At 71.3% G+C, this 2,055-nt stretch carries 3 protein-coding genes; 2 read left to right on the forward strand and 1 reads right to left on the reverse strand.

What is annotated here, in order from left to right:
- Both ACFR9S_RS06215 and ACFR9S_RS06220 read left to right on the forward strand, forming a co-directional pair.
- Positions 1-456: ATP-binding protein (locus ACFR9S_RS06215; RefSeq protein WP_379818283.1), on the forward strand; the 456-nt coding region annotated here is incomplete at its 5' end.
- Positions 453-752, forward strand: coding sequence for a hypothetical protein (locus tag ACFR9S_RS06220; protein ID WP_379733224.1), 300 nt, complete (start codon positions 453-455; stop codon positions 750-752). The genes ACFR9S_RS06215 and ACFR9S_RS06220, both read left to right, overlap by 4 nt.
- Here the strand turns inward: ACFR9S_RS06220 and folP are convergent, their stop codons facing one another.
- Positions 753-2,012 (reverse strand): dihydropteroate synthase, encoded by a 1,260-nt coding sequence (gene folP / locus ACFR9S_RS06225; RefSeq protein WP_379818284.1) that lies wholly within the window; start codon positions 2,010-2,012, stop codon positions 753-755.
- Positions 2,013-2,055 lie beyond the last annotated feature (43 nt).

Below are 2,055 nucleotides of genomic sequence, written 5' to 3' on the forward strand. Positions count from 1 at the left end.
CGTCCGGGTCGGCTGCCGTGGCTGTTCGTCGACGAGGCACACGTCGCCGTCGACGGCGTCGCGGGCACGGCGCTCCGGACACTCCTCACTCGGGGGCGCGCGCCGGGTGTCTCGCTCGTGTTGGCGACACAGCGCCTGTCGGCGCTTCCCGCGGTCGCCGCCTCGCAGGCCGACCTACTGCTCGCTCACCGGCTGACGAGCGAGGCCGACATCGAGGCGCTCGCGGCCGCGAGTCCGACGTACCTCTCCGGCACGCTCGAGGACCGACTTCCGAGCGGGCGGGGCGAGGCACTGGTCGTCGACGACGCGACCGAGTCGACACATGCGATCAGAGTCAGGGACCGGCACACGCCCCACGGCGGTGACACGCCACGGGCCAGCGAGGTCGCCGGGGGCGGGTCGGCCGACGTCCGAAGGGAAAACGACAGGTGGGAGCGTTCGAAGGGGGGACCGTGAGCCGACCAGACGATCGGAGCGGCGAGCGGGCGTGGGACGACGGCGTGCCGACGTTCAAGGAGCGTCTCGGCCTCGCGATCCGGCAGAACCCGGTTCGGGGGATGGTGATCGCCGCGCTGTTCCTGCTCTCGCTCGTGTTCCTCGTGGGCGGGATAATCGAGTTCCGCGACGCGATCTGGGGGGCGATCGTCGACTTCGCGTCGGCCGTGTTGGCCGGGGACCTACCCGCACTACTCGCGGTCGCGGTAGTGCTGATGGGCGCCGGGACCGCGACGCTGCTCCTGCGACGTGGCTGACTACAGCTGCTCGCGGTCGATCGCCTCGCGGATCGCTCTGGCGAGCGCCTCCAACCCGGGCCTCCCCGACAGTTCGGGCAGCGCGTCCTCGTAGGCCGCGAGCGTCCCCGAGACGAACGTCCCCTCGCCGGCCGGGCTGTCGCCCTGCCCGCCCTCCGACTCGTCGGCAGCAGTCTCGACCTCGTCGGCTGGGATCGTGTCGCCGGCGTCCCCTGAAGCGACGAGCAGGCCGTGCTCGCCGCCGACCGTCATGAGTTCCTCGTGAGCGGCCGCGGGCAGGTCGCCGGCGGCGAACGTGAGCGTCACCGCTTCCGCCGGGTCGATCCCGTCGTGCTCGCGGAGGGCGGTGTTACGGGCGACCTCGCGGGGGGTGACGCCGGTGAGTTCGGCCGCGTGGACGCCCGCTTCGTCCTCGCCCTCGTGGGCAGCCGGACCGGACTCGATCGCGCGCCGATCACCGAGGAAGTCGGCGACTGCGGCCACGTCGGCGGTCTCCGGCACGTCGTGGGTACGGATGATGTCCGCGCCGCGTTCGACCTCCATCGTCGCCGCCGCGAGGCTGACCGCGAGTTGGTCCTCGGTGTCGGGGCGGTCCGCGATCTCCCCGAGGAAGTCCTCGCGGTTGGTCGCGGTCAGCATCGGGCGGTTGAACGCCCGGAACTCCCGGAGCCGGCGGAACATCTCCCAGTTGTCCTCGTACGTCTTCTCGTCGTACCAGCCGCCGAAGGCGGGGTCGATAATCGTCTTCTCGGTGAAGCCGCCGCGGGCCAGCGCGGCGAAGCAGTCGTCGATGGAGCGGAGGTGGCCCGGGGACTGGATGTCCGGCGGCGAGGCCATCTTCACGACCGCGGCGTCGTGTTTCTCACAGACGTCGGGCATGTCGGGGTCCGCGAAGCCGCAGACGTCATTCACCATGTCGAAGCCGCGGGCGAGCGCCTCGTCGGCGACCTCGGCGTAGCGCGTCTCGATCGACCAGACCGCGTCGCAGTCCGCGCGGTCGACGACTTCGAGCGCGCGCTCCAGCCGTTCGAGTTCGGTGTCGACCGCCTGCCACGGGTTCTTGGGGTTCGAGGACTGGAGTCCCACGTCGATGATGTCCGCGCCCTCGGCGGCCATCCGCTCGGCGTGGTCCACGGCGCCGTCCACGTCGCCCCAGGTGCTGGGGTCGTAGTTCGACTCGACGCTCATGTTCAACACGCCCATGATCCGCGGCGGGTGGCCGTCCCCGACCGGGAGGCCGGCGACGTCGACGGGGTTCATACTCGTGGGTCCGGCGGCGGAAGCTAAAGCGTGCTGGAAGCGG

The organism is Halolamina salina (assembly GCF_042678005.1).
GTDB classification, from domain to species: Archaea; Halobacteriota; Halobacteria; order Halobacteriales; family Haloferacaceae; genus Halolamina; species Halolamina salina.